The organism is Neolewinella agarilytica, assembly GCF_900110645.1.
Classification (GTDB): domain Bacteria; phylum Bacteroidota; class Bacteroidia; order Chitinophagales; family Saprospiraceae; genus Neolewinella; species Neolewinella agarilytica.
In genome coordinates this window covers 52,457-75,340 of the sequence record NZ_FOFB01000024.1, presented here as the reverse complement: position 1 = coordinate 75,340, position 22,884 = coordinate 52,457, and the positions used below count along the sequence as shown (strand labels likewise).

16 protein-coding genes are annotated in these 22,884 nt (G+C 52.2%); 9 read left to right on the top strand and 7 right to left on the bottom strand.

Annotated features, from left to right (window positions below; translation table 11 throughout):
- Positions 1-78: 78 nt before the first annotated feature.
- From BM123_RS18610 to BM123_RS18600, 3 genes are all read right to left on the bottom strand, one after another.
- Entirely contained in the window at positions 79-1,683 is a 1,605-nt protein-coding gene (locus tag BM123_RS18610; RefSeq protein ID WP_090171669.1) for an ATP-dependent DNA ligase, read from the bottom strand.
- A gap of 146 nt (positions 1,684-1,829) precedes the next feature.
- The gene (locus tag BM123_RS18605; RefSeq protein WP_090171723.1) at positions 1,830-2,849 is read right to left on the bottom strand and encodes a ligase-associated DNA damage response exonuclease; all 1,020 of its coding nucleotides are present in this window, start codon (positions 2,847-2,849) and stop codon (positions 1,830-1,832) included.
- 86 nt (positions 2,850-2,935) lie between these two features.
- Complete coding sequence (locus BM123_RS18600; RefSeq protein WP_090171667.1) at positions 2,936-3,853, bottom strand: lipid A-modifier LpxR family protein; 918 nt, start codon at positions 3,851-3,853, stop codon at positions 2,936-2,938.
- A 355-nt stretch (positions 3,854-4,208) separates the two neighbouring features.
- Here BM123_RS18600 and BM123_RS18595 point away from each other — a divergent pair, with 355 nt between their 5' ends.
- From BM123_RS18595 to BM123_RS18565, 7 genes are all read left to right on the top strand, one after another.
- Positions 4,209-6,422: a S9 family peptidase gene (locus BM123_RS18595; protein ID WP_090171665.1), complete on the top strand. Its 2,214-nt coding sequence runs from the start codon at positions 4,209-4,211 to the stop codon at positions 6,420-6,422.
- Between the two features lie 32 nt (positions 6,423-6,454).
- Entirely contained in the window at positions 6,455-7,603 is a 1,149-nt protein-coding gene (locus BM123_RS18590; protein WP_090171663.1) for a glycosyltransferase, read from the top strand.
- Between the two features lies 1 nt (position 7,604).
- On the top strand, positions 7,605-8,636 hold the full coding sequence (locus BM123_RS18585; protein WP_090171661.1) for a GHMP family kinase ATP-binding protein: 1,032 nt from the start codon (positions 7,605-7,607) through the stop codon (positions 8,634-8,636).
- Positions 8,624-9,208 carry a D-sedoheptulose-7-phosphate isomerase gene (locus BM123_RS18580; RefSeq protein WP_090171659.1) on the top strand — a complete coding sequence of 195 codons (585 nt, stop codon included), beginning with the start codon at positions 8,624-8,626 and terminating at the stop codon, positions 9,206-9,208. The genes BM123_RS18585 and BM123_RS18580 overlap by 13 nt, the downstream gene beginning before the upstream one ends.
- Entirely contained in the window at positions 9,209-9,916 is a 708-nt protein-coding gene (locus tag BM123_RS18575; protein ID WP_090171657.1) for a nucleotidyltransferase family protein, read from the top strand. It begins immediately after the preceding gene.
- On the top strand, positions 9,917-11,140 hold the full coding sequence (locus tag BM123_RS18570; RefSeq protein ID WP_175489460.1) for a class I SAM-dependent rRNA methyltransferase: 1,224 nt from the start codon (positions 9,917-9,919) through the stop codon (positions 11,138-11,140). It begins immediately after the preceding gene.
- Positions 11,141-11,202: 62 nt separating this feature from the next.
- The gene (locus BM123_RS18565) at positions 11,203-11,901 is read left to right on the top strand and encodes a glycosyltransferase (RefSeq protein WP_090171653.1); all 699 of its coding nucleotides are present in this window, start codon (positions 11,203-11,205) and stop codon (positions 11,899-11,901) included.
- A gap of 40 nt (positions 11,902-11,941) precedes the next feature.
- On the opposite strand, the gene BM123_RS24050 is transcribed toward BM123_RS18565, so the two are convergent.
- Positions 11,942-12,880 carry a hypothetical protein gene (locus BM123_RS24050; protein ID WP_139211945.1) on the bottom strand — a complete coding sequence of 313 codons (939 nt, stop codon included), beginning with the start codon at positions 12,878-12,880 and terminating at the stop codon, positions 11,942-11,944.
- A gap of 521 nt (positions 12,881-13,401) precedes the next feature.
- Here BM123_RS24050 and gyrB point away from each other — a divergent pair.
- Positions 13,402-15,366, top strand: a complete 1,965-nt coding sequence (gyrB, locus tag BM123_RS18555) for a DNA topoisomerase (ATP-hydrolyzing) subunit B (RefSeq protein ID WP_090171649.1) — start codon at positions 13,402-13,404, stop codon at positions 15,364-15,366.
- 416 nt (positions 15,367-15,782) lie between these two features.
- A complete protein-coding gene (locus tag BM123_RS18550; RefSeq protein ID WP_090171648.1) occupies positions 15,783-16,451 on the top strand; it encodes a hypothetical protein in 669 nt (222 codons plus the stop codon).
- 17 nt (positions 16,452-16,468) lie between these two features.
- Here BM123_RS18550 and BM123_RS18545 read toward each other — a convergent pair whose 3' ends face one another.
- The 3 genes from BM123_RS18545 to BM123_RS18535 form a co-directional block, all read right to left on the bottom strand.
- A complete protein-coding gene (locus BM123_RS18545) occupies positions 16,469-20,557 on the bottom strand; it encodes a tetratricopeptide repeat protein (RefSeq protein WP_090171646.1) in 4,089 nt (1,362 codons plus the stop codon).
- A 433-nt stretch (positions 20,558-20,990) separates the two neighbouring features.
- Positions 20,991-21,776 carry a hypothetical protein gene (locus BM123_RS18540; protein WP_090171645.1) on the bottom strand — a complete coding sequence of 262 codons (786 nt, stop codon included), beginning with the start codon at positions 21,774-21,776 and terminating at the stop codon, positions 20,991-20,993.
- A 43-nt stretch (positions 21,777-21,819) separates the two neighbouring features.
- Positions 21,820-22,818 (bottom strand): beta-ketoacyl-ACP synthase III, encoded by a 999-nt coding sequence (locus tag BM123_RS18535; RefSeq protein ID WP_090171643.1) that lies wholly within the window; start codon positions 22,816-22,818, stop codon positions 21,820-21,822.
- Positions 22,819-22,884: the final 66 nt, after the last annotated feature.

Below are 22,884 nucleotides of genomic sequence, written 5' to 3'. Positions count from 1 at the left end.
TCAGGGTGTTTCTGAGGGGGATTTGTAGCGCCGACTTCAGTCGGCGTAAGACATAATATACGCCGACTTCAGTCGGCGCTACAAGTCTTCTCCCCCATACATCTCCAACATTGCTAATAGATCCGCCTTTGTATTCGCCTCTTCTTTCGGCTTATCCTCCCGCCAGCGGAGCATGCGCGGGAAGCGGAGAGCGACACCAGATTTATGTCGGGTGGATTTGCGGATGCCCTCGAAGCCGATTTCGAAAACGTGGTGCGGCTTCACGCTACGCACCGGCCCGAAGCGATCAATGGTGTTCTTGCGTACCCAGGCAGTAATGCGGTTAAATTCCTTGTCGGTGAGGCCGGAATAGGCCTTGGTGAAGGGCACGAGTGTGTCGCCATCCCAAACCCCGAAGGTAAAATCGGTGAACAGGTTAGCCCGCCGGCCGTGGCCCCGCTGGGCGTATAGCAGAACGGCATCGATGGTAAGCGGATCGACCTTCCATTTCCACCAGTCTCCTTTTTTGCGGCCCTGTTTATATTCACTGTTGCGGCGCTTGAGCATAATGCCTTCGCTGTGTTTCTCGCGGGCGGTTTCCCGCTCAGCGGCCAGGTCTTTCCAATCGCTAAATTCGTAGATGGGTGAGAGCAGAACGATGCCCTGGGTATCATGCGTTTCCAGCAGTTCTTCGAGTAATTCGCGGCGTTCGGACATGGGCCGGGCGCGGATGTCTTCCCCGCCGACCTCCAGCAGGTCATAGGCCATCAGCACGATGGGAGCCTCCTGGAGCAGTTTTTTGTTGACTTTTTTACGCCCGATCCGGGTTTGCAGCACATTGAAGCCGAGGGGGTGGCCGTTAGCATAAGGTAGTATTTCGCCGTCGATCACGGTGCCGTCAGGCAGCAGTTCTGCCAGTGGGTGGTACTCGGGGTATTTGTCCGTCACCAGCTCTTCTCCCCGGCTCCAGACGAAAAGTTCTCCGTCGCGGACGATGAGCTGGCCCCGGATGCCGTCCCACTTATGTTCGGCCTGCCATTCATCGGGCGTACCCAGGCTTTCCGCTTCCTGCTCCAGCTGGTAGGCGAGGTAAAAGGGGTAGGGTCGGCTAATGTTATCGGTGGCAGATTCACTGTTGATCAGCTCATCGAAAGTAGTGGTGTGGGGCGTCCAGTTTCCCATCAGGCGATGGGCAAGGTTGGTTTCTTCGACCTCCGTGGCCTGGCTCAGGGCACGGGTCATCAGCTTCTGGCTGACGCCGACGCGGAAGCCACCGGTGATGAGTTTGTTAAACAGATAACGCTCCGTGGTGTCCAGTTCCCGCCAGGCATCGGTTACGGCTTCGCGTTTGCCATCTTCGTCGTAAGTGCCGAGTTGCTCTACGATGGCGATCCATTCCGACAGACTCCGGTCGCTGCTGCGTTCCGGTGGCGGCAACACAAGCGAGATGGATTCAGCCAGATCGCCCACTACGTGATAACTTTCTTCCAGCAGCCAGAGATCGATGCCGGCGAGTTCTGCGGCCCAGCCGCGGAGCAGTTTGGAGTTGACTGTTCTTTTCGGGCGTCGATGACTAAGGAGCGCCATCGTCCAGAGTTTGTCCTGGTCATCTGCTTCCCTGAAATAGTCGGCCAGGGCCGCGACCTTGGCGTTGGTCTTGGTCGTGCGGTCCAGGCGGCGGAAGAGGTTGGCGAATTGTTGCATTTTAGTCAGGGAGTCAAAGAGTCAAGCAGTCAGATAGTCAAGCCGTCAAAGAATCAGATAGTACTGCTTGGCCGTTTGACTATCTGATTGCTTGGATTTTTTTAGCGCATACGCAGGTGCAGGGTGAGGAAGAAGGAGCAGGGCGGTTAACCTTTCATAGTTTCTTGTTTTGTTTCCATTTCCGCCAATTCCCCTTCGTATTCCGTCTCCAATTCTACAGCATTGAGGCCGAGCGTACGCAGGTGTCTGCTGAAGATAGCGGTATAGCCGTGGGTGACGTAGATGTTTTCGGCGCCGGTCAGATCGATAGCTTCGAGGAGCTGTGGCCAGTCGCAGTGGTCGCTGAGCACGAAGCCACGATCAGCGCCCCGCCGGCGGCGGGCACCCCGCAGCGTCATCCAACCGGAGGCAGCGCCGAGGCTGATTTGTCCGAATTTCTTGATCCAGGGCTGCCCAACGGCACCGGGGGTGGAGAGGACGAGCTGGCCCGGATAATCTTTTTTGTTTATCTCTTTGCTTACCCGGATCGTATCCGGCAGTTTGATGCCCTGCGCCCGGATGACTTCATTCGTATTCTCAATGGCTCCGTGGGTGTAGATGCGGCCGATGGAGGAGTCCAGCCCGTGCAGCAGTCGCTGAGCTTTACCCAGTGCGTAACCGGTAAGTACGGATACTTTCCCTTCAGCGGCGTTGGCCCGCCACCAGTCGTTAATATCCGCGAAGACTTCCTCCTGTGGCGTCCACCGATAGACGGGTAAGCCGAAAGTAGACTCCGTGATGAAGTGCTGGCACTTTACGGGCTCATAGGCTTCGCTTAATCCATCGTCTTCAAGTTTATAATCGCCGCTGGCCACCCAGATTTCTCCTTTGTACTCGACCCGAATCTGGGCCGAGCCGATGATGTGACCCGCCGGGTGGAAGCTAAACTTCACGCCATTGATGGTGGTCACCTCTCCATAGCCAACCGTCTGCAGGCGAATATCTCCGAGGCGATATTTGATCACCGGTCCGGCAGAATGGGTTGAGAGATAAGCTTTCATCCCCCAGCGGGAGTGGTCAGCATGGCCGTGGGTAATGAGGGCGCGGTCTACCGGCTTCCAGGGGTCGATGTAAACATCAGCCCGGGCGCAGTAAATACCTCTGTCCGTAAATTCCAGTAGTGCCATTGCATTCGTAACGGAAATAAACAGCAACAGGTTCCCCAAAAAGGCCAGGCGAGGAAGCTTAAGGGGCTTAGAGCGTGTCTGAATCTTTATTTCCTGCCCCCGGTGCGTAGACCAAACCAGGCCCAGACGTGAGGCTGGCCGCCTTCAAAATCAGTACTCTGGGTCGTAATGCCGCCCCGTAGCTGCCAGCCCTCATAATCCAGAAAAACATCGAGGCTTCCGCTGCCAACCAGTCGGCGGGGAATAACAACTCCCCGGTAGCGATCATCCCGGTTTAACAAGCCTCCGCTCAAGGTGGCATCGTAGCCTACAAGGCGGGCATCGCCCGAAAGTGCTATCCCCAGCTGCCGATCGGCGCTCAGGTCAATGACCGTAAGATTAGCCATCAGCCCCGCCGAAACATCTGTGTGGAGGCTTCCCAACCGGGTTTCTGCCCGGGGGTTGAGCTGGAGCCTGCGGCCATAGCTCAGCCTTCGCGTAAGACGTAGCCGATAGTTGATGATTGCGTCTGGTTTTACTTCGTACTTCCAGCCGGGGATGCGCTCCGCAAACTCAACCATGTCATGAAAAGCATTCTGCATCTGCCCGCCGAAGGAGTATTTGCCCAAGACGCCTGCGGTCCACTCTCTTTCCAGGCGAAAGCCCAGGCTTTCATCAAAAAAATCTTTGCCCCGGCTCAAGACCAGGTAGCTGGCGAAGGGGCGGTCTCCGGCTACTAAGCTGGTAGATTGAATATCCTCCGGCGTATAGATGTTTTGTTGTAACCGCCAGTACTGCCTTAAGGTAGCCAGGCCATTGCTGCCAACGGCAGCCTTAACCAGCGAGCGGTCACCATACTCCACTGCCAGCCCACTACTGAAGTAACGATCCGTTTTCTTCGGCAGGTAAAAGACGTCGTTGGCTATGTCCGTCGCCAAATAATGATCACCCGGCAAAACCTGCCCGGTAAGAGAAAAAACGACAAGAAACAGCCCCGCGCCGCAAATGGCTCGCAGACAATTCATAGGGACAACTAAACTTCAGAGTGCGTAGCACTCAGATACTCAGTACGTAAGACGTTAAAAATACAGGCTGGACACATTCCGATACTAATCAGAAATTCAGATGTGTCGGCGTGGCGAAAGCGCAAAGGGCATATTTCCGGCTTAACTGTCGTGCCTTTGTCAGCGGCAGCGACTTTCATTGCTTTCACAGGGCTACCCATTGCACCTGCGGTCCCGCGCCAGACCAACCCAATAGTCAAGCCCTCGCTCATTAGTTGGCCAGGTAAGCCAGGGAGGCGACCTAAGCTTCTCTTCCCAACACTTTTTCGCCTCCCGTGCGTTATTATGGCGCACTATTCCTAACAAATTGCGACCAATGCGCCATTTCGTACTCTTCTTCCTCCTTGTTCTCAGCGGCTCCGCCTTTGCCCAAACCAAAGCCATTTCTTTGGAAGACATCTGGCAAACCTATTCCTTCTACGGACAATCCGTGAGCGGATTCAACTTCCTTCAGGACGGGCGATCCTTCACCCGGCTGGAGAATAATCAGGTAGTGCAATACGATCTGAAGACAGGCAACCGGACCGACGTACTGGTTGACGGGAGTGAGCTGGAACAGGAAATTGACAACTACACCTTCAGCTCTGATGAATCCAAGATCCTGTTAAGCAGCGAATCAGAGCAATTGTTCCGCCGCAGTTCTCAGTCCTTTTTTTACGTCTATGACCGCAAGACGAAAGTGCTGACGCCGGTATTTGCCGAAAAGAAACATCGCCTGGCCACGCTCGACCCCACGGGGCAGCGGGTAGCCTTCGTGGTAGACAACAACATCTGGATCAAAGAACTGAGCGACGGAAAAATGACGCAGGTAACTACCGACGGAGCGACCAACAAGATCATTAACGGTGCAGCCGACTGGGTTTACGAAGAAGAATTTTCCTTCGCCAAAGCTATTCACTGGAGCCCCGACGGAAGCTACCTTGCTTACCTGAAGTTTGACGAAACGGAGGTAAAAGAGTTCACCTATACCGATTTCCACAACGATATGTACCCTGAGTACAACACCTTCAAATATCCGAAAGTAGGAGAGGAGAACAGTATCGTAAGTCTGCATGCTTTCGCCATTGACGGCCATAAAACAATGGACCTGTTGACCGTCAATAACAGCCCGGAGGATAAGTGGCACTACATCCCCCGTGTGCAGTGGACCACAGCAGGTGATCAGCTCACCGCCCAGCGGATGAACCGCCACCAAAGTGAGCTGGAACTGCTGCTCTTCGATCTCGACAAGGGCAACCAACGTACGCTTCTCACCGAATCGAGTAAGTATTACATCGACGCACACGACAATCTTACCTTTCTGGAAGGAGGAAAGCAATTTATCTGGACCAGTGAGCAGAGCGGCTTCAACCATGTCTACCTCTACGACATTAAGGATGGCAACAAGCAGCAGATCACCAGCGGAGACTGGGAAGTAACCGATTTTTATGGTCTTCATGACGGGCAGATCTACTTCCAGGCGGCGAAGGAAAGCCCCATGCGCCGCGAGGTATACGTCAAGAGCCTGAAGGGCCGTGACCTGCCCCGGCCACTGGCCGGGCAGCCGGGTGTCAGCTCCGCCCAGTTCTCTGACACTTATGATTACTTCGTACTCAGCCATTCCACCATTAACTCCCCCACTACGGTGACGGTGATGGACGGCAAGGGGCAGCCCGTCCGGCAGATCATCGACAATATGGAGCTGAAAACGAAAATGAAAACCTATGGTTTCCAGAATGTCGAGTTCTTTGACTTCAAAACCGAGGAAGGCACCACGCTGAATGGTTACATGATCAAGCCCGCCAATATGGACCCTAAGCGCGAGCATCCGGTATTGATGCACGTCTACGGTGGCCCGGGCAGCCAGCAGGTAATGGATAACTGGCGCGGACAAAACATGATCTGGTTCCAGATGCTGGCCCAGCGGGGCTTCGTTATCGCCGTAGTCGATAACCGGGGAACCGGAGCCCGGGGCGAAGAGATGAAAAAACAAACTTACCTGACGCTGGGTAAGCAGGAGACAGAGGACCAGATAGCGGCCGCCAAATACCTGGGAGCAAAAGACTTTATTGACGCCGACCGCATCGGCATTTTCGGCTGGTCCTACGGTGGCTTTATGGCGCTTCACTGTATTCTGCAGGGAAGTGATGTTTTTGCTGCGGCCATCTCCGTCGCTCCGGTTACCAACTGGAAGTGGTATGACAGCATCTATACCGAACGCTACATGCGCACCTACGCGGAGAACACAGACGGCTACGATAAGAACAGCCCGATCCACTACGCCGACCGCCTGAAGGGAGACCTGCTGCTGGTCCATGGCATGGGGGACGACAATGTCCACTTCCAGCATACCGCCGAGATGGCCAACGCGCTGATCATGAACAATAAGCAGTTCGACACTTACTTTTACCCGAACCGAAACCACGGTATTTATGGTGGCCCCACCCGTCTGCATCTGTACACCAAGATGACCAATTTCCTGCTGGAGAAAATTGGCCCTAAAGCTCCGGTAAAAGAGAAGTCACTGCCGGTTATCATCAGCGACAATTAAGTAAGAGCGCGTCATAAGACTATCTTCGCGGCATGAAAGTAGCATTGATCGGCACGGCTCACCCCTTTCGGGGAGGGTTGGCATCCTATAACGAAAGACTCATTCGCGAGTTCGTCGACCAGGGGCATGAGGCCGACCTGTTCACTTTTACGTTGCAGTACCCGAATATTCTCTTCCCGGGGAAGACCCAATATTCGGAAGAGCCCGCCCCGAAGGGAATCCGGATCATTCCACTCGTCAACTCCATCAATCCCTTCAATTGGTGGTCCGTAGGTAATCAGATTCGCAAAGCCGACTATGACCTCGTGTTGGTTAAATTCTGGCTCCCCTTCATGGGGCCTTGCTTCGGCACCATTTTGCGCCGGGTACGCCGGAACCCCAAGACGACGGTCATCTCGATCATTGATAACATCATTCCGCATGAATCCAGGCCCGGAGACCGGGTCTTCGCCAAGTACTTCGTCGGGCCGGTTCAGGGTTTCATTGCCATGTCTCAGGCGGTGATGAACGACTTAAAGGGTTTTGTGGGCAACAAGCCATCTGTTTATTCTCCACATCCCCTGTTTGACAATTTCGGACAATCTGTAGACCGGTCTGCAGCCCTGGAAAAACTAGGTCTGGATCCTGCTAATCAGTACCTCTTGTTTTTTGGCCTTATCCGGGATTATAAAGGCCTTGACCTCCTGCTGGAAGCTTATGCTGATCAGCGCTTCCGGAGCCGAAACATCAAACTCATCGTCGCCGGCGAATTCTACGCCGACCGCACGCCCTATGACGCCCTGATTGAAAAACATGGTCTGGCCGAAGACATCCTGCTGGCGGACCACTTCATTCAGGACAGTGACGTGGCCACCTACTTCAGCGCCTGTGACCTGCTGGTGCAACCCTATAAAACCGCCACCCAAAGCGGGGTAACCCAGATCGCCTTTCACTTCGAAAAGCCAATGATCGTTACTGATGTAGGCGGGTTGGCAGAGATGTGCCCGGACGGAAAGGTGGGCTACGTCGTTCCTCCAGAACCATCTGCCATTGCGGAAGCCATTTTCCGTTATTTCGATGCCACGGACCGCGACGCGATGGCCGGCATGATCCGGGAAGAAAAGAAGAAATATGGCTGGGAAATCATGGTCAACAAACTTCTGGCATTACGCCAACAATTGAAGACAGAACAAAATAAATAGGATGCCCACTTACCACAGCAAAGCTCCCTTAAGAATTGGCCTGGCCGGTGGTGGAACGGACGTCAGCCCCTTCTCCGACCTCTATGGAGGAGCCATCCTGAACGCAACCGTAAGCCTTTACGCGCGTGCCTCCCTCACCCCCCGGGAGGACGACCGCATCATCCTCAAGTCCATTGACCGGGACGAACACCTCGAGCTAACCGTCAGCCATTTCTTAGACCCCGATGAAGGGCCGCTAAAACTGCAAAAAGGCGTCTACAACCGTATTGTCAAAGATTATCTGGGCGGTAAAGGACAGGGCTTTGAGCTCGTTACCTCCATTGACGTAAGCTCCGGCTCCGGGCTGGGCACCTCGTCCACGCTTTTGACGGCCGTGCTTGGTGCTTTCGTTGAGTGGCTCAAGCTTCCGCTGGGAGAATACGACGTGGCGCAGCTGGCCTACGACATCGAACGGGTAGACCTGGGTATGGCCGGAGGAAAGCAGGATCAGTATGCTGCCATTTTCGGCGGCGTCAACTTCATGGAGTTTTATGCTGACAATCGGGTTATCGTTAATCCACTACGTATCCGGGAAGAGATTCTGGAGAGCCTCAATCTTCATTTACTCCTGCTGTACACCCAAACCACCCGGGAAAGTGCGAACATCATTGAGCAACAGCAGGAAAACATTAAAGAAGAGAATGCCTCCGCGTTGGACGCCACCCAGCGGCTCAAGGCTCAGGCTTTTGAGATGAAAGAGTCGTTGTTGAAAAACGATGTCGAAAAAATCGGTCCCATTCTGGCTCGCGGCTGGGAAGCCAAACGGATGATTGCCAAGGGAATATCCAGTCCTTTCATCGATGCTATTTACGAGACGGCCATCGGGGCCGGTGCTACCGGCGGCAAAATTTCCGGAGCCGGTGGTGGAGGCTACATGATCTTCTTTTGCCCGGGAAACAGCCGCTACGACGTCATCGAAGCACTCGATGCCATCAATGTTCACGTCCAACCTTATACCTTTGTGGACAAAGGCCTCTTTTCATGGACCAGTTAGCAACCGTCAGACTTAACCTTCAGAACTCCATCGCGCTCAAACAGCGGTTGTTAGCGGACGAGGAGATGATTAGCCTGGTCAGCAAAATTTCGGACGTCATCATTGAGTGTTACCGGAATAAAGGGAAAGTATTCTTCTGTGGCAACGGCGGCTCCGCCGCCGACGCTCAGCATCTCTCCGCTGAATTATCGGGCCGCTACTACTATGATCGTCCGCCGCTATTCGCCGAGGCCCTTCACGTTAACACCAGTTACATCACGGCGGTGGCTAACGACTACTCTTACGATGAGATCTACTCCCGCTGGATCACCGCCATTGGGCAGGAGAACGACGTGCTGGTCGCGCTGTCCACTTCCGGCAACTCGACCAATGTCGTCAAAGCCATCGAGCAGGCCAACACCAACGGCATGATCACGGTAGGCTTTACCGGCAAAACGGGCGGCAAGATGGGCGCCATCTGCGACTACCTCTTAGCCGTACCCGACACGGATACTCCCCGCATCCAGGAGTGCCACATGATCATGGGCCACACTATTTGCGAAATTGTGGAAGCCCGTTTATTCCCCCGCTAAATGAAAGAGGCCATCATCCTTGCCGGAGGTTTCGGCACCCGTCTTCGTAGCGTCGTTGACGACAAACCTAAAGCACTCGCCTCCATCAACGGGCGGCCGTTTCTGGAATATTTATTAGATCACCTCATTGGTAGCGGCATCGAGCGCTTCGTGTTTTCGGTGGGCTACCGGGCCTTACAGATCGAAGAGCATTTTGGCGCAGATTACCAGGGGCGTCCTATTCAATACGCCCTGGAAGAAAGCCCCCTGGGCACCGGTGGTGGTATTGCCAATGCGCTGGATTTTACGGAGTCCGACACCGTGCTGGTTACCAACGGAGACTCCCTTTTCCTGTCCGACATCGCCGCTCAACAAGCCCTGCACCAGCGCTCCGGCGCCCTGGCCACTCTGGCTCTGCACCCGATGAAAAATTTTCAGCGATACGGACGCGTGGAGATTAATGAAAACGGACGCATCACTGCTTTCCATGAAAAAGAACCCGTGGAGGAAGGCCTGATAAACGGCGGAGTGTATTTGCTGCAAAGGGATGTTTTCAAGCAGGCCGGCCTGAGTGGAAAATTTTCCCTCGAAACAGACTTTTTCACCAATATGGTCGACCAGTTCCCGCTGCACGGGCTGATCGACGAAGGCTATTTTCTGGACATCGGTATTCCGGAAGATTTTGCGCGGGCGCAGGTAGATTTCGCTACACTCCGTATTGGCCGCTAAATCAAACAAGGCATCAAGCATCAAATATCCAAACTCCCCGTTACCCTCACCGCCGCCGGCGAACGCGCCCTGCGTGCCGGCCATCCGTGGATTTTTGACGGGGCCATCCAGAAAATAAAGGGCGAAGGGAAGGCCGGTGACCTGGCGGTTATCTTCAGCTTCAAGAAGAATAAATTCATTGGCGTCGGGCTGTATGATCCGGATTCACCGATTCGGATTCGGGTTTTACACCAGGGAAGTCCGGCAAAGATCGATGCGGATTTTTTTCGGGCGCGGACGCAGGATGCAAAGAAAGTCAGAAGCGCATTGCTGGCCACCGACACCGATGGGTACCGCCTGATTCATGGAGAAAACGACGGCTTCCCCGGCCTCGTAGTGGATGTCTACGCCGGCGTGGCCGTGCTCAAGCTGTATTCCCCCGTCTGGTTTCCCTGGCTGGAGGTATTGCTGCCGAGCATTGTGGCGGCGGCGCAAGCCACCGCCCTCGTCCTCCGCCTCTCCCGCAATACCGAAAAAGCAGCGAAAGCTTTTGACCTCAGCGAAGGGCAAATTCTACACGGCGACCTCCCCTCAGCCGATATCACCTTCCGGGAGCACGGGCTGCGCTTCCACGCTAACGTCGTGCACGGCCACAAGACGGGCTTTTTCCTCGATCACCGGGAGAACCGCCGGCGGGTAGGCGAGCTCGCTGCGGGCAAAACCGTACTTGACGTTTTCAGCTACGCCGGTGGCTTCAGTGTGCATGCCCTGGGCGGCGGCGCTGCCGCCGTAACCAGCCTCGACATCAGCGCCCCCGCTCTCGAACAAGCTAAAGACAACGTCTCCCTGAATTTTGGAGCGTCCGCCGCCGGCCGCCACCACACCCTGGCCGAAGATGCCTTCACTGCCCTGGAGCGTCTCGCCCGGGAAGGAAAAACGTATGACATCGTCATCGTTGATCCGCCGAGCTTTGCCAAGCGCGACAAAGAAATCCCTGGCGCTTTGACCGCCTACCGCCGCATCAATACACTGGCGATTCCGCTGGTTGCCCGTGGCGGCATTTTACTGGCCGCCTCCTGCTCCGCACGGGTAGCCGCTGAAGACTTTTTCCGGGTCGTGGAAAGCTCCATCGTCGCCTCCGGAAGAAAACATCAGCTCCTGGAGAAAACCTTTCATGACGCGGATCACCCCATCGGCTTCCCGGAAGGCGCTTACCTGAAGTCGGGATATTACAAATTGGGCTAAACCTAAAACCGCCGGAAGCGTAGTTTCGTACCTTCCGGCAACTTTGCTGATTCAAGCTTTTTATGCGTTTACACATTATTACTCCGGTTATTAACGAGGCGGACAACCTCCGCGAACTACTCCCGCTGTTGCAGTCAGAACTTACTGATGACTGCCGCATTACCGTTGCCGATGGCGGCAGCGACGACGATATCGAAGCGGCTATTGCTGCTACCCCCGGCGTACGCCACCTGCGCTGCGACCGCTGCGGTCGCGCCCAACAAATGAACCAAGCCGCCGCAACGGACCAGGAACTATTCGACGTCGTCTATTTCGTACACGCCGACACCCGCCCGCCAAAAGGCTTTTATCAGGACATCAAAACAAGCGTGGAAAGGGGCTATGAAGTGGGCTGCTACCGCTTCAAATTCGATATGTTCCACCCCTTATTATCCATCAATGCCTACTGCACCCGATTCAAGGGCCTGGCCTGCCGGGGCGGAGACCAGTCACTTTACCTGACCACCAAAGCCTTTCAAAGCCTAGGAGGCTTCCGGGACATGAAGATCATGGAAGACTACGACATCATCCAACGCACCTGGGCGAGTGATTTTAAGTTTCGGGTGATGCCCCGATCAATCCTTGTCTCCGCCCGTAAGTACCGCGTCAACGGCTGGTACCGGGTTCAGATGGCTAACCTGAAGGTATTCCGGATGTACAAAAAGGGCGCGCCGGAGGAGGCGATGGTGCGGACGTATAAGGAGATGTTGGATCCCTGGTAGGCCTGGTGTATACGGGCTTCTAATGTGGCCTTTTCAATTATCACTCAATTTTCAGCTTCTGTAAACCTATTATTGTCCCACTGCTTGTGGCCCTTAGAATATAAAATTGACTATCTATTGATTTATCAATGTCAATTCTATAGGTAAGTGGATCAATTTTGATAAGATTGGTCAAAGCATATTCTCTCCCCATAATACTAATCAAAGTAAAATCTACCTCTTTAGATTCGAACATACTTGATCGGGCAAATAAATATTGTGATCTAACTGGATTAGGAAACGTACTTATCTTCGTAGTACTAATGCCTGGAGATGAACGGACTGAAACTAAGCAATCATTTCCAGACATTAAATCAATAGTTGTATTATTTACCGTTAAAATATTAGCGTTATAAATAATATCACAATCAGGGCCTAAACAACTGATTGGAAGTATAGGATGAGCAACTCTTCCGACCCCCTCCTTCCAAATCATGCGATATTGAGGAAATCCCGGTTCAGTTATTTTAATTAACATTTCTTTTCGTGGCCTTCCGTTATTACAATAAACCGTGTCTATATTTTCAACAACAATTTGCATTGAATCTATCGGGAAGTTATTTGGAGGTAAAACATAACTTGTATCTCCTTTTAAAAGCGAAAAATCATAGATCAATCCTGACGCTTTAGTTATGGTGTCTAAATAACGGACACGACTCCCAAAAACTTTATAAAAGCCGGCCGAACTTCTGACCGAGTCTTCAAGCATTCCGATTGTAAAAAACGACTCTTCGAACAATTCAGTCCAGATTTGATTGTCAATTACAACATCTGCTTCTCCGACAGAAATTCTAATTTCATTGGTTGTCGATATTCCCGATGTTGTCAATTTCCAAACAGGGTTTAAAGATATATCAGGAAAGACCTGCCCAAAAATAAAAGTTGAGCACAGCAAATATATTGGTGGTAAAAACAGATGCCTGTAAGATAGTGTCTTCATTAATTGAAAAAATTATGCCAGAGTCTTTGCTCTTATTAAAAGTAATAAAAATTTGAAGTAGCCCACATTATCATTTTAGAATGTTATTGAAAACCACTCATAACAACAGGGACAATAACTGGTTATTTTCCACTTAAGCAGGCTTCAGGTCATCCTCCCTCTCCTCGTTTCCGCCCGCAAGTACCTCGTCAACGGCTGGTACCGGGTTCAGATGGCTAACCTGAAGGTATTCCGGATGTACAAAAAGGGCGCGCCGGAGGAGGCGATGGTACGGACGTATAAGGAGATGTTGGATCCCTGGTAGATCCGGCGTACGCGCCGCTCCGCGCGCGCCGGGCCGAAGCGTGCTCCGCACGCGCTACAACAAATAAACGGACAGCGCGGCTGGAAGCCGCTTTGGCCGGTCGCGGGCAGAGCCCGCGTAGGCCGGGAAACCCTGCTTTTTGTTCCTCTTTTTGCACCTGCGTCCGCGCCTTAAAAATGCTAGGTTTTCCGGCATGATTTTTGTACTTTTGTAGACTATGGCAGATACTAATAATCAGTCGCCGAACAAGACATACGGCGCGGATAATATTACCGCACTCGAAGGCCTCGAAGCGGTAAGAAAACGGCCCGGGATGTACATCGGCGGGACGGATAGCAAAGGTCTCCACCACCTCGTTTGGGAGGTAGTCGATAACTCCATCGATGAGCACGTTGCGGGCTACTGTAGCAGCATTGACGTGGTGATCAAACCCGACAATTCAATTGCCGTAACGGATGACGGGCGGGGTATCCCCGTCGGTATGCACAAGAAGCTGCAGAAGTCAGCACTTGAAGTCGTCATGACCGTCCTGCACGCCGGTGGTAAATTCGACAAGGACACCTACAAAGTTTCCGGTGGTCTTCACGGGGTGGGTGTTTCCTGTGTAAACGCGCTGTCCAGCTACCTGGAAGCCCGGGTACACCGTGATGGCAAGATTCACGTACAGGAATACAGCGAAGGTAAACCCCAGAACGAAGTACACGTCGTTGGTGATACGGATCATACCGGAACTACGATTACCTACACGCCGGACGCTACGATCTTCGACACGACCGTCTACAATTTTGAGACCCTCGCCACCCGGATGCAGGAGCTTGCCTTCCTGAACAGCGGGCTGAAGCTCAGCATCACTGACGAGCGCAAGAAAGAAGAAGACGGTAGCTTCCTCCGCAGAGATTTCTTCAGTGAAGGTGGTCTGGCCGAGATGGTACAGTACCTCGACGAGGGCAAGCCTGACCTGATTGAATCTCCGATCTACGTAAAGTCAAAAGAAGACAACGTAGAAGTGGAGGTGGCCATGCAATACAACACGACTTACCAGGAGAACGTCTACTCCTTCGTAAACAACATTAAAACCCGTGAGGGCGGCACCCACGTCAACGGTTTCCGCCGGGCGGTGAATCGCTTGTTTACGAAGTACGGTGATGATAACGGCATGTTCAAGAAGCTGAAGTTCAAGATCAGCGGTGAAGATTTCCGGGAAGGTCTTACGGCGGTTGTTTCCGTCAAGGTCCCGGAGCCTCAGTTCAAGGGTCAAACCAAAGGAGAACTGGGCAATAGCGAAGTAACCGGCATTGTAAGCCGTTGTGTAGGTGCCTCCGTTGGCCACTGGCTGGAAGAAAACCCCACCCAGGCCCGTCGGATCATCGACAAGGTGATCATCGCCGCTACGGCGCGCCACGCGGCGCGCAAGGCCCGCGAGATGGTCCAGCGTAAAAACGTGCTGACGGGCGGCGGACTGCCCGGAAAGCTGGCTGATTGCTCCAGCAAAGACGCTGCTGCCTCCGAGATTTACCTCGTGGAGGGTGACTCGGCCGGTGGAACGGCCAAGCAGGGCCGGGACCGGACGTTCCAGGCCATCCTGCCGCTGCGCGGTAAGATTCTCAACGTAGAGAAGGCGATGGAGCACAAGATCTACGAGAATGAGGAGATCAAGAATATGTTTACCGCACTGGGTGTCCGCATTGAAGAAGGGCAGTACGGTGAGCGTATCCTGAACCTGGAGAAGTTACGGTATCACAAGATTATCATCATGTGTGACGCCGACGTTGACGGCAGCCACATCGTAACGCTGATTCTGACTTTCTTCTTCCGCTACATGACCAAGCTGGTGGAAGAGGGCTATGTATACATTGCACAGCCGCCGCTCTATCAGGTGCGCCGAGGAAAGCAGTTCCAGTACTGTTGGAATGAAGAAGAACGCCAGGAGGCCGTCGCTCGTCTCAGCCGTCATGAAGAGGATGGCTCCGTCAAAATACAACGCTACAAGGGTCTTGGAGAGATGAACGCCGAGCAGCTCTGGGAAACCACCATGGACCCGGATACGCGTATGCTTCAGCAGGTGACGATCGAAGAGAACTCCGAAGCCGACCGTGTATTCAGCATGTTGATGGGAGACGAGGTGCCACCGCGCCGGGCTTTCATCGAGGAAAACGCTAAGTATGCCAAGGTAGACGTGTAAATCAATCGCTCTATCACAGGAAGCAGGCCGTCAGAAGGGAATTCTGGCGGCCTGTTTTGTTTTGGGAATTTTCGGCAAGTTCAGTGAGGGCGCGGCCGCAGGTGCAATGCAAGGGGAGAGGAGCAGGGTTGGAGGGTACACGGGCTTTTTTGCTCGGGATATTCCGTCAATCCCCACCTGAGTTACAGCTTTAAGAGACGTCGTTTGCAGGCCCTGCACCTATAAGCCTGCATCATTACCGGCCTGATTCCTTCGGAATCGTACTAAAGCCAAGACGTAACATACGGACCTCAGGCCTCCGACGTCAGCAAAAGTTATCCGTCTACGGGATAGGCTAGAACTTCCGGGCATGGGAAAAACGTTATCTTACTATAAGCTCACCTGAGCGTTTTTTTTCAAAAACCCAACCCATACCCATGCAAAAGTATTTACTGCCAGTTCTGGCCTCCCTTCTACTGTGTTTCACCACCAGCTGTTCCAAGAAAACCACGGATGCTGCCACGACGGCTGCTTCCGGCGGCACGGACTACGCCGCTCTTGCCGCAACGTACAAGAAAAACCCGGAAGCTTTGCGTCAGCTCATTGAAGACTGTGAAGTAACGGAGCAACAACTGGTAACCACTCAGCAGCAGCTCAATCAATATCGTTCTCAGAGTGGCTCAACGGAGCAAGACCTCAATGCCCTGCGCAATAATCTGGCCAGTGAACAACAGGCTAATGATCAGCTGCGGCAGCAGCTGGCGCAGGCACAGGCTGCGGCAGCCAACAGGCCTTCCGCCGGCCCAAACGATCGCCTGGACACGGATGAGAATGTGGTCGTGTCCGGAGTGATTTTTCAGGTTCAGCTTGGTGCTTTTGCCAAGAACACGGTCAACTCTGACCTTTCTACGGGAAATGCGCTGGAGCTGCAAGAACAGAACGGGCTGCAAAAGTTTGTTGTTAGTCAGTTCCGGACTTACGCCAGTGCGGCGAAGCTAAGAGACCGCCTGAAAGTAATGGGCGTAAAGGATGCTTTTGTGGTAGCGAAGCAAGATGGTGTCCGTATCAGTGTACCGGATGCCTTACGCATTACCGGACAGAATTAATAGCGTGTCTAAGAAGACTAACTTGGCAGGAGGCGATGTTTAAGCACATCGTCTCCTGGCTTTTGTAGTAAAGAGATATTGTGCGCATAGATGAACTTCGGTGTCTGTTCATAGATGCGTTCGTACTCTTCGAGTGCACGCTTTCTGGCGTCTTCATCGATACCTCCGCTCAGTCGGTAGCGGACCAGATAAGCTTCCGCCCGCTGCTCATTGCTGAGTTCAGCTTCCGCCAACACTTCATCAACAAGTAACAGGGACGTTTCAACGTTGGCGGGATCATAGGCGGCCAGGGCACAGGCGCGGAGCATCCGGGCTCCGTTTAATAGTTCCGGATTCCCGAGTTCTTCGGCGATAGAGATGGCTTCTTCCTCGATGACTTTCAGCTGATCGAGCTGGCCATCGGCCAGCAGTACCCGTCCTTTTTCTTCCAGGCTGGAGGCCAGCACCAGGCGGTTGTTCGTACTTCGGGCAATCTCAATGGCCTGGTCGTAGTACATCAAGGAGATATCGTGTTGCTTCTGGAGGTAATAGATGTCTCCCAGGGTATTGACTGCTTTTGCCACTCCTTTCCGGTAACCGAGCTCCCGGCTGATGCTCAGGCTACGGTCCAAATGCTGGATGGCGACGGTGAACTCTCCCATTACACTCTTGATGTCACCGATCAATCCTTCGGTAACGGCGATGCCTTGTCTATCTCCCAGTTCATGGCAAATTTGTAAATCCCTGGTGAACAGCTCAGCCGCCTTTTCAAACTTCCCCTGCCGCTCAAAAACACTGCCAAGGCTACCCAGACCAATTGCCTGAAGCCGTTTATTACCCAGCTCTTTCGCCAGTTCCAAGCCTGCATAATGGTGCTCCATCGCCCGGTCGTAATCACCACTTTCAAAGTAAATGATGCCGAGATTCGTGTGCAGACTGGCCAGCCCCATACTGTCCTGATTTTCCTCGTGCAGAGGAATTTGTTCTTTAACGACCTTGATGGCTTCCGGGTAATTCCCCAGGTTCATATGCGTAAGCCCGAGATGACTAATCGTTTCCGCAGCGCTTGATGTACCTGCCCGACTGAAGCCATGGTCCAGGGATTTGGCATAATATGTCAATGCATCATGGTAATGTGCCGTCCGGAAGTATAGATGGCCCATATTACTGTAGGCTTTAGCGATGCCGAACATATCGTCAACGGACTCAAAAAGGCTCGCAGCCACCCTCAAATACTCCATCGCCTTATCATACTCCCCTTTGAAGGTGTGTAGGCGGCCGAGGTGATTGTTCGTTCGCCCTAGTAAGAGAATATCCCTACTGGATTTAGCGATGAGTTGGGCTTCTTCGTAGGCAGACTGGGCATCCTCCCAACGGCCCACGATTTCCAACACCTTGCCCCGGTTGATGTGGGTGTTGACGGTTACATCCTGATCGGGCTGGCTGGTGAATTTTTCAATCAGGCGTTCGTAGAGATCCAACGCTTGCTGATTCTGGAAATTTGCCCGGGCATAGTTAGCCGCCTTGCTCAAATACTCAATCGTATTTTCCTTTTCTCCCGCGTGTTCGTAGTGAAAGGCAAGATCGATATACCGCTCTTCGATATTGTCTGAATAAAGCTTCTCGATAGCGTGGGCAATCTGCAAATGCAGTTGTTGCAGCCTGGTGGTGAGCTGCATTCCGTATACTGCTTCCCGTAAGAGGCTATGACGGAATATGTAGCGCAACTCATTCATGGCACTCCATATCTGTCCTCTTTCTGCTGTTTCAATCTGTTCCCGTAGCAGCAGTATCATTTCTTCGGTTGTATCCGTTCCGGTGTCTTCCCGCATAACTTCTGTCAGTACGGGAACGTCGAATTCCCTCCCAATTACGGCAGCCGCTTTTACTGTTTCCCGAACCAGATCGGAGAGGCGATCGATCCGGGCCGTCAGGATAGAGGATATACTGGTGGAAAGCTTGATGCTCTCGTCCGTTAGATTTAAGATGCCCTCTTCGTCCGGCTCCAGGAGTTCATTTTCCCTGAAATACTCCAGAATTTGTTCCAGATAAAAAGGGTTACTGTTCGTTGCCCGTAATAATGTTTCGAGGCAATCGTCGGCGATAGGTGCGTTAAGCGTTGCTTCAGCCATCCGGCGAACAGCTTCTTCGCTGAGTGGAAAAATTTCTATTTTGATACTTTCCAGCCCAATCTCTTTCGCCGCTTCCTGATTGACAATGGCAGAGTACTTACCGTCGTCATCGGCCCTGGAGGTGGCAATGATCAGCAGGGGTAAATTTCGGGTTTGTTTTACCAACTCCGCCACTACCGTAATGCTATCGTCATCGATCCAGTGGATATCCTCCAACTCCAGAATAGTGGGCTGCAAGACGCACTCCGCCAACAGTAAATTGACTAAGGCGTCAATAGTGTTCTGATAGCGGCCCTGGGCGTCCAGTTGAGACCACAAAGACCGTTCCATGGCTATGCCCAATAAAGCGGCAAGGACAGACTCCGTCCGGTCCAGTTCTTTCAGAATAGCAATGCTTTGCTCGCTGTCAATTTTTCGCAGGCTTTGTCTTATCTGACTTAAGCGAAACTGAAACCTCCGCCGGTTTTGGCTCCCTCCCAGATCAATGCTCTGCCGAAACATTCGTTGCAACAGGTATACAAAGGGGTTAAATGGCTTACGAAGAATTTGGTCTGCACTAGCTAACAACCAATTGACCGCTTGCTTCTGATTAAGTTGCCGGCGGACTTCATAGGTCAGTCGGCTTTTACCGATACCGGCCTCTCCTAAAACGTAAGCGATGCCGGCTCTTTTCTGATGAAAAATGGGCTCGGCAAACTCAATTATTTGCTTCGTTTCTTCTTCTCTTCCAATAAGCTCCCCTCCGTAATTCGGCTTACCCAGCGACTGTCGTCTACCGTTTAGAGCAAAAGTCGGCACCGCTGCCTGAATACCTTTGTAATGGGTGTTCCCCCTCAGCTCAAATCGAAAGTGAGGTACCTGAGAAAGTTCTTCGTCTACCAGAATATCCTGCCAATCGGCGGAAGACATAATCCTGGCGGCAAGGTTAACCCGGTTACCAACACAGGCATACTGAACGCGTTCTTTCCCCCCGACAAAGCCCGTAAAGGCCATTCCAACGGTAAGGCCGAAACGGAAGCGAAAGTCCTGCTTGGTCTTTTCTTTCAGTGATTCTAATTCTGCCTGTGCCGTTAGGGCAAATTCCAGTGCACGAACGGTATTGTTCTCATAAGATACCGGAGCGCCAAAGAAAATGACCATCAGCGATCCTTTGTCACCATAGTCAATCTCTTTAAAGTAGCCACCAAAATCATGAACCTGATTGAGCACTACTGTCGCAAACTGATCCAATTCTTCGTGCGTGTGTACGGCTTCAAAAGAAAGGAAAACGGAGGCTACTGTTCGGAATTCGCCAACCTGATCATAGCGAACCACCTCTGGCGGGAGGAACCCGATGGCTACTTCTGGGCTGATGGTAGGCAATTGGAGTGCTTTGACTTCTAACTGAGCCGTATCCGGCGGCAATTCTCCAATTACGCGATAAGCCCCTTCCGTGACGTTCTCGGAAAGAACCTTTCTACCTTCCAGAAGCGTATTCATCACATCGTCCATGACGATCTCCTGTTGCTTTGCCCGTGATTGACAAAAAGCAGCCTGATCGATAGCTTTACCTCTGAAATAAAAGCCCTTCAGCGTTTCGCCAATAATCCCAAAATCCACCTGCCCGGCCGCGAGGCCAACTTTCACGCCAATGGTGTAATTGTCTCCGAATTGGTTGTCTCTACCTTCAAAAATTTTACGCGCCAGATCAGCGGTCTGCAACAGATGAAAAGCGTGACGCCGATCCAGCGGCATTGGAAAAACTGCCGTAAAAGCATCGCCAGCGAAATAAGGAATAAAGCCTCCACGTGAATACACCAAGGCCACCAGTGGCTCAAAAACTTCATTGAGGACGTGAGAGAGTCTTTCAGCACCACTCAGGCCTTCCTTCATCAAAGACTCCGTGATTAAGGTAAAACCCGATAAATCTACGTTCAACGTAAACGCATCCAGCTGACCAGAATACTCCTCGGCCAGTATTTTTTGCTGTATGAAGGGTGGGATTAATGGTTGCATAGGACTAGACCCAAATATACTGCTCTTATCCGTAGTAAAAACGGCCACTCGTTGTAAAACGAGTGGCCGTTAAGGGGGAAGAAATCTGGTGCCTGACCTTATTTTCTATAACTGGATGTGTTGGGAATAATATTAAGTGTTGGTTTAAATTCAGGTAGTCAGGCTAATCCGAAAAAGCTTCCTGTTTAATAATAGCGAGCGCCGTCAAGAAGAGCGGATGAAAGACTCATCCCACCTCCGATAGCACAAGCTAACAGAATAACGTACAACAGTGTCATAATGGTAAGTAGATTAAATGTTAGAAAAGTTGTGACAAAGTTGCTCATGGAAATAGACCATAAATAAACCTCTTTGTTGGCAAATAACCAAGCAGGACGGGAAAATTAACCCAAAGTGAACCTAAAGACAACATTGGCCTTAGGTCTGATTTAACTCAGGGAAGAGAAATTTCAGCTACGAGGTTATGGTCTTCGGCTTCCTTTTCTCCGCTGTACACCTGCAGTTGCGTTCCTGCAACCTTAAGGGCATGTAGGGAATGCTCATCCGCCGGCAAAATTTCCAATACGTGCCTGCTATCTTCACCGTCCATCACATAAATGTGGTAAGACTTTTCGTTTATCCTCTTCCCTACATTCAGGTGGGAAAGATCCAAAATCATCCGATCGTCATCCGGGGAGTAGTGAAGCTGAATAAACCCCTCTCCAACGTAAGTAGTTACTGTTTGCAGGCCTGACCAGTCCAATACAGCGTCCTCCAGGTTTTCCACCTTCAGGCGATGGCTCATATCGTCTTGTGCATGCCGGGCTTTTTCCTGTAGCAGGGCAGCCTTCGTATTTTCGCTAAGACGGAACAGGTAACCGCTCAATGCCACCAACAGGAGACATAAGGCTCCTAAGACGTAGCGCCAGATGGTCAGTGAGTGATTTCTTTCTGTCATCTCCAGAATCATCTCATGATCCAGGTCCAGAAAATCTTCGGAAGTTCGAACTTCCCGTTCCGCATCCGGTGGCCCCAGATTGTAGCCATCCATATAGTTTCCCAGCTCTTCTCTGAGCGCCGCTACATCCTCCTGGGCATCAGGGTTATCTGCCAGGAAAGCTTTGAGAATACGGTTCTGCTCCCGGGTAGTTAACCCAAGTACATACTGCTCTAAAAGTCCGCTTTTCTTGAGACTCTCTCTTGTTAAACCCTTCCCTTTTTCTGGATCTTTGGCTGGCATATCCTCTTAAACCAGAAAGGCGGCGTTGTGTTCGTCAATTCGGCTACTCTCCATCGTAAGCCCACTTCAGGTACAGCGCTCCCCAGGTAAAACCTCCGCCGAAGGCCGTCAAAACCAAGTTGTCTCCTTTACGGAGCTGTGATTCGTAATCCCAGAGGCAGAGCGGAATAGTACCAGCAGTAGTATTACCGTAATTCTGAATGTTGATCATTACTTTCTCCATCGGAAAGTTGGCCATTTTACTGACCGTTTGAATGATTCGAACATTAGCCTGATGAGGAACCAGCCAGTTCAGATTTTCCGCATCCAGGTTATTGCGGGCCATCACTTTCATGACGACGTCACTCATGCCCGTCACCGCTGCTTTAAACACAGGGCGGCCATTTTGCCGAACAAAGTGCTCCCGGGCCATCACAGAATCAACAGTTGCAGGTTTGCGGGATCCACCAGCCACCAGGTAGAGATATTTCTCTCCACTTCCGTCGCCGTGATGTTGATAATCGATAATCCCTACGTCTTCCGTCGTTGGTTCCAGCATCACTGCTCCGCCTCCGTCTCCGAAGATGACACAGGTAGTGCGGTCCGTATAATCAATGATGGACGACATCTTGTCCGCTCCCACCACAATCACTTTCTTATGTGTACCACCTTCCACCATTTTGGCGCCTACGGTCAGTGCGTACAAAAAACCACTGCATGCGGCATTAAGATCAAAGCCGAAGGCATTCACTAAGCCCGTATGGTAGGCTGCTATATTGGCAGTGTCCGGGAAAATACTATCCCCCGTTACGGTAGCACAGATCACTACTTCAACATCTTCCGGCCGGGTATTGGTTTTCTCTAAAAGGCCCTTTATGGCCTCGATGACCATAACGGACGTACCCTGCTCCTCTCCCTTCAGGATGTGCCGCGTCTTTATTCCTGTACGGGAAGTAATCCACTCGTCGTTCGTATCGACGATGGTGGCCAGTTCTTCATTGGTCAGTACGTAGTCGGGCACATAGCCGTGAACTCCCGTTATGGCCGCTCGGATTTGGCTCATAGTTTTTGCTTTTTTCGGTTAGGGCGCGCAAGATACACTTACAAATCCGGTGTAGCGATTGAGATT